The organism is Thermobifida cellulosilytica TB100 (assembly GCF_001517975.1).
GTDB lineage: Bacteria > Actinomycetota > Actinomycetes > Streptosporangiales > Streptosporangiaceae > Thermobifida > Thermobifida cellulosilytica.
In genome coordinates this window covers 41,403-49,441 of record NZ_KQ950183.1, presented here as the reverse complement: position 1 = coordinate 49,441, position 8,039 = coordinate 41,403, and the positions used below count along the sequence as shown (strand labels likewise).

Annotated in this window: 9 protein-coding genes and 1 pseudogene; 8 read left to right on the top strand and 2 right to left on the bottom strand. The window is 74.5% G+C overall.

What is annotated here, in order from left to right:
* Both AC529_RS12925 and AC529_RS12920 read left to right on the top strand, forming a co-directional pair.
* Positions 1-915 (top strand): annotated as a pseudogene (locus tag AC529_RS12925) (primosome assembly protein PriA); the annotation flags it as partial.
* Positions 916-1,000: 85 nt separating this feature from the next.
* Positions 1,001-1,786: a nucleotidyltransferase domain-containing protein gene (locus tag AC529_RS12920; RefSeq protein WP_068757018.1), complete on the top strand. Its 786-nt coding sequence runs from the start codon at positions 1,001-1,003 to the stop codon at positions 1,784-1,786.
* A 17-nt stretch (positions 1,787-1,803) separates the two neighbouring features.
* On the opposite strand, the gene AC529_RS12915 is transcribed toward AC529_RS12920, so the two are convergent.
* A complete protein-coding gene (locus tag AC529_RS12915) occupies positions 1,804-2,517 on the bottom strand; it encodes an SAM-dependent methyltransferase (RefSeq protein WP_068757016.1) in 714 nt (237 codons plus the stop codon).
* Between the two features lie 357 nt (positions 2,518-2,874).
* Here AC529_RS12915 and AC529_RS12910 point away from each other — a divergent pair, with 357 nt between their 5' ends.
* The 6 genes from AC529_RS12910 to AC529_RS12885 all read left to right on the top strand — a co-directional run bounded on the left by AC529_RS12910 (position 2,875) and on the right by AC529_RS12885 (position 7,072).
* Positions 2,875-3,276 carry a DUF3870 domain-containing protein gene (locus tag AC529_RS12910; protein WP_232306724.1) on the top strand — a complete coding sequence of 134 codons (402 nt, stop codon included), beginning with the start codon at positions 2,875-2,877 and terminating at the stop codon, positions 3,274-3,276.
* Positions 3,273-4,511: a CaiB/BaiF CoA transferase family protein gene (locus AC529_RS12905; RefSeq protein ID WP_068757011.1), complete on the top strand. Its 1,239-nt coding sequence runs from the start codon at positions 3,273-3,275 to the stop codon at positions 4,509-4,511. The genes AC529_RS12910 and AC529_RS12905 overlap by 4 nt, the downstream gene beginning before the upstream one ends.
* A gap of 56 nt (positions 4,512-4,567) precedes the next feature.
* Complete coding sequence (locus AC529_RS12900; RefSeq protein WP_068757010.1) at positions 4,568-5,758, top strand: acyl-CoA dehydrogenase family protein; 1,191 nt, start codon at positions 4,568-4,570, stop codon at positions 5,756-5,758.
* 75 nt (positions 5,759-5,833) lie between these two features.
* The gene (locus AC529_RS12895; protein ID WP_068757008.1) at positions 5,834-6,298 is read left to right on the top strand and encodes a nitroreductase/quinone reductase family protein; all 465 of its coding nucleotides are present in this window, start codon (positions 5,834-5,836) and stop codon (positions 6,296-6,298) included.
* Positions 6,299-6,440: 142 nt separating this feature from the next.
* Positions 6,441-6,683, top strand: a complete 243-nt coding sequence (locus AC529_RS12890; protein WP_157080205.1) for a hypothetical protein — start codon at positions 6,441-6,443, stop codon at positions 6,681-6,683.
* Positions 6,680-7,072 carry a type II toxin-antitoxin system VapC family toxin gene (locus AC529_RS12885; RefSeq protein ID WP_068757004.1) on the top strand — a complete coding sequence of 131 codons (393 nt, stop codon included), beginning with the start codon at positions 6,680-6,682 and terminating at the stop codon, positions 7,070-7,072. Before AC529_RS12890 ends, AC529_RS12885 begins: the two co-directional genes overlap by 4 nt.
* A 326-nt stretch (positions 7,073-7,398) precedes the next feature.
* Here the strand turns inward: AC529_RS12885 and AC529_RS12880 are convergent, their stop codons facing one another.
* Positions 7,399-7,599 (bottom strand): type II toxin-antitoxin system RelE family toxin, encoded by a 201-nt coding sequence (locus AC529_RS12880; RefSeq protein WP_068757002.1) that lies wholly within the window; start codon positions 7,597-7,599, stop codon positions 7,399-7,401.
* Between the last annotated feature and the right edge of the window lie 440 nt (positions 7,600-8,039).

Genomic DNA, 8,039 nt, shown 5'->3' with positions numbered 1-8,039 from the left:
CTCGGCCGGCTGCCCAGCCTGGCCCTGCGGGTGGCCCGCGAGGCCGCGCGCAGCGGCCCGGTGCTGTTCCAGGTCCCCCGCCGCGGCTACCTGAACGCGCTGGCCTGCGCGCGCTGCCGCACCCCGGCGCGCTGCGCGGCCTGCCGGGGGCCGCTGGCCCTGCGCAGCGCGCACGCCATGCCGTACTGCCGCTGGTGCGGGCACATCGCCGGGGACTGGCGCTGCGCCTCGTGCGAGTCCCCCCGGCTGCGCGCGACCGTGGTCGGGGCCCGCCGCACCGCCGAGGAGCTGGGCCGGGCCTTCCCCGCGCTGCCGGTGCGCACCTCGGGGCGCGAGGAGGTGCTCACCGAGGTCCCCGGCTCTCCGGCGCTGGTGGTGGCGACCCCGGGCGCCGAGCCGCACGCGGTCGGCGGATACGCGGCGGCGGTGCTGCTGGACGGCTGGGCGCTGCTGGGCCGGGCCGACCTGCGGGCCGCCGAGGAGGCGCTGCGCCGCTGGTGCAACGCGGCGGCGCTGGTGCGCCCGGCGGAGGAGGGCGGACAGGTCGTGGTGCTGGCCGACGCGGGGCTGCCCGCGGTCCAGGCGCTCATCCGGTGGAACCCGGCGTCCTTCGCCGAACGGGAGCTGGCCGAACGCCGGGAGCTGGGCTTTCCGCCCGCCGTGACGATGGCCTCGGTCACCGGGGAGGCCGCGCGGGTGCGGGAGTTCCTCGACCAGGCCGTCCTGCCGCCCGGGGCGGAGCTGCTGGGGCCGGTCCCCCTCGGCGAGGACGGCGTGGAACGCGCCCTGCTGCGTGTCCGCCGGGACGCCTCCCGGGAGCTGGCGGCGGCGCTCAAGGCGGCCGGTGCGGCCCGCAGCGCCCGCCGGGAGGAGAGGTCGGTCCAGGTCCGCATGGACCCGCTGGACGTGGTCTGACCCCCGGGGAAAACCGGTGGCCCGCACCGCCGCGGCTCGGCTAGCTTCGGGATCCCTCCGCCCCCGAGTCCCGAGGGAGGTCCCCGTGAAGCACTCCAGTGCCGTCTTCGCCCGACTGGCGGAGGAGGGCACCGTCCTGCGCTGCCAGGTCGGCTCCGGGGTGCACGGCGTCACCGTGCCCGGCCAGGACGACCGCGACGAGATGGGCGTCTGCGTCGAACCCCCCGAGTACGTCATCGGGCTGCGCACCTTCGAGCAGTACGTCTTCCGCACCCAGCCCGAGGGGGTCCGCTCGGGCCCGGGCGACCTGGACCTCACCGTCTACTCGCTGCGCAAGTGGACCAGGCTGGCCCTGGAGGGCAACCCCACGGTGCTGCTGCCGCTGTTCGTGCCTGACTCCGAGATCGTCCGCATCGAGGAGGCGGGCCGGGAGCTGCGGGCCAACGCCCACCGCTTCGTGTCCCGCCACGCCGGCCGCCGCTTCCTGGGGTACCTGCGCTCCCAGCGGGAGAGGATGCTGGGCCTGCGGGGCAGGAGCACCAACCGCCCCGAACTCGTCGAGCGGTACGGCTTCGACGTCAAGTTCGCCTACCACATGATCCGGCTGGGCGTCCAGGGCGTGGAGCTGCTGGAGACGGGGCGCCTGACCCTGCCGATGCCCGAGCCGTGGCGGACGTGGCTGTGCGACCTGCGCGCGGGGAGGCACCGCCGCGAGGAGGCGCTGGAGGTGGCCGACGAGTACGAGCGGCGGTTGGCGGACCTCGTCGAACGGGCCGACCTGCCCGAGCGGGCCGACCACGCCTGGGCCGACTCCTGGCTCGTGGAGGTCTACCAGCGGGAGTGGCAGCGCAGGGCCGCCCCGGCGGGCTGAGCCGTGCGGCCCGGCGTTCAGCGGCGCCGGGCCAGCCCCGCCAGGACGCCCGTCCCCTCGGCCGCGACCTCCTCGTCCGGGTAGGGCCACCAGGCCAGATCGGCCACCCCCGGCTCCAGAAGGCAGAACGGCTCGAACAGCGCGGCGACCAACGCGCGGGCGTACGGGTCGGCCGGGTTGACCGGACGCTGGCGGAGCACCAGGTGGCTGCCGGGGACCAGTGCCTCGTGCAGCGCGTGCACGACCTCGCCGACGTCGAGGCTCTCGGGCAGCAGGTCGGCGTCGACCAGCACCGCCACGGGCTCGCCCAGGTCCACGAGGCCGCGCAGGGCGAGCTGGGCGGCCAGCTCCTCGGGGCAGGGCTGGTCGAGCCGGAGCACGGCGGGCCCGGACGCCGACGCCCGCGGGTGCAGCGGCACCGCCGGTCCGGTGTCCAGCCGCACGACGCGGGCGTCGGGAAGGCGTTCGGAGACGAGGTCGTGGATCCCGCCCGAGTGGGGCACCCGGGAGCCGAGGTCGACGTACTGGCGTATCTTCAGGTCCGCGACGAGGTAGCCGACGCAGCGCGCGAGGAAGCGGGACTCGGCCTCGACGAGCCGGGCGGTCTCCGGGGCGGGCGCGGCCGCGGGCGCGGCGCTGCGGTAGTCGTCCATCCGGATCACCCGGGGCGCGGGCACCTCCGGGGAGTGGGGTTCGTCGTCGACGGGCAGCACCTGCCGCTGTTCGATCACGATTGCGTTCCCCCAACCGTCGGCCGGTGAGGACGCGGCCGACGGAACGGGAGGCTCAACCCCGCACTCGCCCACCGTGACCTCGGTCACTGACCTCCGATGTTAGCGCCTCAACGGAACTTCACACATCGGATGATTCTCACTCTTTTCTCTTCCCCTCCGGTTCCCTCCCCACCGGGCGCCCCGCCCCTGGTCAACGGCTGCACCCCCGCGGCCGCGAGGCCGTTTGACAGCGCTCGCGGCCCGGTTGACATACTGGAGGGGCCTGCCCTCTCGCCGAGGACGCCACCGAGGAGCCCCGCACCGCTTCCCGCCGACGTCCTGCCCAGGCGCGAGACCCCAGCGCGGGAGTTTCGTGTGCCCACCGTCGAAGAGAGGGCTTTTCTCGTGCGCGAGGAAGCACGCCGCCTCCTGGACAACCCCGACGTCGTCCTCATCTCGGGATACGCCCGGCTGCCCGACACCGTGGCGGGACGCCACCAGTACGAGCGGCTCGGCGTGGTCCTGGCCGTGGAGCGGTCCACCGGCCGCGTCGTGGCCGCCGACACCACCCTGATCACCGAACTGGGCCGGGAGTTCTTCCGGGTCCTGGTCGAGGGGCTGTCGATCTACGACGACCTCGCCGAGATGGTGCACCGGGTGCAGACCCGCTACGCCGGGCAGTCCGGCGCGGCCCTGTGCACCGCGCTGCGCCGCTGCCTGGAGAGCGGGCTGCAACTGCGTGCCGCCCCGCACCGGCCGGAGGGGGAGCGGCCGTGACCGGCTCCCCCTGCGCCGGACCCGCCGCCCCGCTGGCGGGCGTCCGCGTCGCCGACCTGTCGCGGGTGCTGGCCGGGCCCTACGCCACGATGCTGCTGGCGGACATGGGCGCGGACGTGGTCAAGGTGGAGCACCCGGAGCGCGGGGACGACACCCGCTCCTGGGGGCCGCCGTGGGCCGGCGACCAGGCCGCCTACTACCTGGCGCTGAACCGGGGCAAGCGGAGCCTGGCGGTCGACCTCAAGGACCCCGACGGCCTGGCCGCGGTGCGCGCGCTGTGCGCGCGGGCCGACGTGGTGGTGCAGAACTTCCGGCCGGGCACGGCCGAGCGGCTGGGCCTGGGGTACGCGGACGTCGCCGCGGACAACCCGGGGGCCGTCTACTGCTCCGTCAGCGGGTTCGGCCCCGGCCACGTCCGGCCCGACCGGCCCGGGTTCGACGTGGTCGTGCAGGGCGAGAGCGGGCTGATGAGCACCACGGGCGAGCCCGACACGGGCCCCACCAGGATCGGCGTCCCGCTGGCCGACGTGCTCACCGGCCTCAACGCCGCGGCGGCGGTGTGCGCCGCCCTGGTGCGGCGCGCCGCCACCGGGCGGGGCGGCCACGTGCAGGTGTCCCTGCTCAACTCGGCGCTGTCCGGCCTGGTGCAGGTGGGCCAGTCGGCGCTGGTCACCGGGGTCGAACCGGAGCGGACCGGGCACGCGCACGCCGCCATCGTGCCCTACCAGACCTTCCCCACCGCCGACGGGGAGCTCGTCGTCGCCGCCGGCAACGACGAGCTGTACCGGAAGCTGTGCGCGGTGCTGGGCCGCCCCGACCTCGCCGAGGACCCGCGGTTCCGCCGCAACGCCGACCGGGTCGCCCACCGCGAGGCCCTGGTCGCCGAGATCACCGCCGCCCTGGCCGCCCGCGGCGCCGAGGAGTGGAGCGCACTCCTGACCGACGCCGGGGTCCCGGTGGGCAAGGTGCGCGGCGTGCTGGAGGCGATCCGCACCGCCGACGCCTCCGGGGACGAGCCGACCCTGACCGTCGCCCACCCCGTCCTGGGCGACCTGGAGCTGGTCCGGCCGGGGTTCCGCTTCGCCGACCGCGGCCCGGGGCCCGGCCCGCGGGTGCTGCCTCCCCCGCTGCTCGGGCAGCATTCCACCGAGGTGCTGGAGGAGCTGGGCCTGTCCGCCGAGCAGATCGCCGCCCTCCTGGAGCGCGGCGCCGTCGTCCAGCACCCGGTCCGCTGACCGGCGCCGACGCCGCTTCCCGTTCCCGTCCGCTTCCGTCGAGGAGTTGACCGCCGATGAGCACCCCTTCCCGACCCGCCGCCCCCGACCCGCTGGACTTCCTGGCCGTGGACGCCTCGCTCAGCGCCGAGGAGGCCGCCGTGCGCGACACCGTGCGCGAGTTCGGCCGCCGTGAACTGCTGCCGCACGTCGCCGAGTGGTTCGAGGCCGGCACCCTCCCCGACCCGCGCGGCCTGGCCCGACAGTTCGGACGGCTCGGCCTGCTCGGCATGCACCTGCAGGGCTACGGCTGCGCCGGGGCCAGCGCGGTCTGCTACGGGCTGGCCTGCCGCGAGCTGGAGGCGGTCGACTCCGGGCTGCGCAGCTTCGTCTCGGTGCAGGGCTCGCTGGCGATGACCGCGATCCACCGGTACGGCTCCGCGGAGCAGAAGGAGGAGTGGCTGCCCCGGATGGCCGCGGGCGAGGCCATCGGCTGCTTCGCGCTGACCGAGCCGGACGCGGGCAGCGACCCGGGGTCGATGCGCACCCGGGCCCGCCGGGACGGCACCGACTGGGTGCTGGACGGCGCGAAGCTGTGGATCACCAACGGCTCCGTGGCCGACGTGGCCGTGGTGTGGGCCCGCACCGACGAGGGCGTCCGCGGCTTCGTGGTGCCCACCGACACGCCGGGCTTCACCGCCACCGTGATCCACCGCAAGCTGTCGCTGCGCGCGTCGGTCACCTCCGCGCTCTCCTTCGACGGCGTCCGGCTGCCCGAGGCGGCGCGGCTGCCGCTGGCCGAAGGGCTGGGCGCGCCGCTGTCCTGCCTCAACGAGGCGCGGTTCGGCATCGTGTGGGGCGCGGCGGGCGCGGCCCGCGCCTGCTACGAGGCGGCGCTGGCCTACACCGCCTCCCGCGAGCAGTTCGGCCGGCCCGTCGCCGCGTTCCAGCTCACCCAGCGCAAGCTCGCCGACATGGTGGTGGACGTCAACCAGGCCGCGCTCACCGCGCTGCACCTGGGGCGGCTCAAGGACGCCGGGGCCTGCCACCACCAGCAGGTGAGCTTCGGCAAGCTCGCCAACGTGGCCGCCGCCCGGCGGGTGGCGGCCGCGGCGCGGTCCCTGCACGGGGCCAACGGCATCACCCTGGACTACCCGGTGCTGCGCCACCTGCTCAACCTGGAGACGGTCGCCACCTACGAGGGCACCGAGGAGATCCACGCGCTCAGCATCGGCCGGGCGGTCACCGGAATCTCCGCGTTCCGCTGACCGTCCGCCCGGGTATGCCTCAGCGCGAAGAACCCCGCGCACCCCCACAATGGGGGTGTGAGAGGAAGAGGTGCGATGGAGCACGGAACGAAGCGTTTTGCGATGACCCGGGCGCGGCGCGTTCTCAACGCCGTCGTCGGCGGGGCGGTCGCCTACGGCGTCGGCCCCCGCGACCTGCACCTGCTGACGACCCGGGGGGCCAGGACCGGGTTCCTGCGCACCGTTCCGGTGAGCCTGGTCGAGAACACCGACGGCCGCTTCCTGGTGGCCCCCTACGGCGAGGTCGGCTGGGTGCGCAACATCCGCAAGGAGGGCTACGCGACGCTGCGCCGGGGCGGCTGGATCGAACTGGTCAGCGTCGTCGAGGTCGGCCCGGAGCGGGCCGCCCCGGTGCTGCGCGAGTACCTGGACCACCCGCGGATCTTCGTGGTCGGCCCCTACTTCCAGGTCACCCCGGACTCCCCCCAGGAGGACTTCGAGCGCGAGGCGCCCCGCCACCCGGTCTTCGAGATCGTGCGCAGCACCGTGGTGCGGATCTGACGTTTTCCCGCGTTTCCCCCCGAACGGGCAGCCGACGACCAGCGGCTGTCCGTTCTGTCCGCCGTTTTCGGACGGGTACGTAAAAAAACCGAACGTTGTGAACGCCCACGAAGCGGGGCCGAAGGGTGGAACCGTGGACGACATGATCACCTCAGAGACTCTGCTGCTCCCCAAGGAGACCGTCGAGGCCGTCCGCCGCGGGGCCGAAGCCGCCCACATGAGCGTGCCGGACTACGTGCGCTCCCTCGTCGAAGCCGACTCCCAGAGCAGCCCCGACGCGCCGTCCTTCAACGATCGTCTCCTGGACGAGCACCGCTCTCACATCACCAGCTCCCTCACCAACGAGGACGTCCTGGCGGCGCGTCAGGAGGAGCGACCCGAATGATCGTCGTCGACGCCTCCGTTCTGGTCCACGCGCTCACCAACAGGGAGGACCTGGGCAAGAAGGCCAAGGAACGGTTGGTGGGGCAGCGACTGTACGCTCCCGACGTCGTCAGCCTTGAGGTGACGCACACGCTGCGCAACCTCGTCCTCGGCAAGAAGATCGTCCCGGAGGACGCCGAACTCGCACGGCGGACGTTCAGCGCGCTGCTTCTGGAGCGGGTCCCGCACTGGCCCTACCTGGGCCGTATCTGGGAGCTGCGGGACAACTACTCCGTCTACGACGCCGCCTACATCTCCCTGGCGGAGAGCCTGGGGGCGACGTTGGTGACGTCGGACGCCCGGCTTGCTCGTGGTCAGGGAGCCCGCTGCGAGATCGACCTCGTGGGCTGACCCCCGCTCCGGGGTGCGTCCCGCACGCCGACGCACCCCTGCCGGACCCGCCGAAGCGCCGCACCGCTTCCCCGGTCTCGCAACGGCGGCGGCCCGGCCGCGCGGCCCCGGTCCGCCGCCGCCCAGGGCGGAGCGAACCTGTTCCTGCTCGACCGCTATGTGGCCGCCCCGTGGCGCCGGTGGGCTGCACCGGCCCGGTCGGACGCTGGCGGACTGCCTGTCGAGGTTCGGGGCTCCCGCCGCGGAGCGCAGCACCTTGACGCGGTCGGCCGGACCGCAGGGCGGCGCCCTCCCGGGCACGGGTGCCCAGAAGCGTCGGCAGCGCCTCAGAACTCCCGGTACACCTCACGGCGGTGGGCGATCCGTAGCGCCGGCACGACGAGTCCGCCGTCGTCCATGCTGTAGACGACCCGGTAGTCGCCGACTCGAATCCGCCGTACTCCCGGACAGCCGCTCGCCTGGCGGCATCCGCTCGGCCTCGGGTCCCGGGACAGAGCGAGGACCGCGGCACGGACCGTGTGCGCCACCGCCCTGTCCTACCTCGACGGTTCTTCGGCCGCCGGGGGGCGTACCCGCCCCGGTGGCTCTTCGGACTCACAGTCCCAGGTCCCTGCCCACGTCCTCGGCCGAGAGGGACCGGACCCGACCGGCACGAACGTCGTCCAGGCGTTCCCGGGCCGTCTGCCCGTCCTCCCGGTCCAGAAGCTCCTCGTAGGCTTCGACGAGTTCGGCCGGGCAATGGCTGCGGCACGTTCCCGTCCGCGCCCCCGGGTGACGTAGGTGACCTCTGCGCCGAACGCCGCCCGGTTCACCGCGTCGGAGCGACGGTCGCGGGCCTAGCCGACGGTCGGCTCCCCGGGCTCGACAGACACGCCACCACTGTACGCCTGGTTCGCCCACTGGCACTCAGGAACGACGGGCGTCCTGCTCCGGAAAACGGCGGTGCCCCGTCCCGCGCGCGGGACGG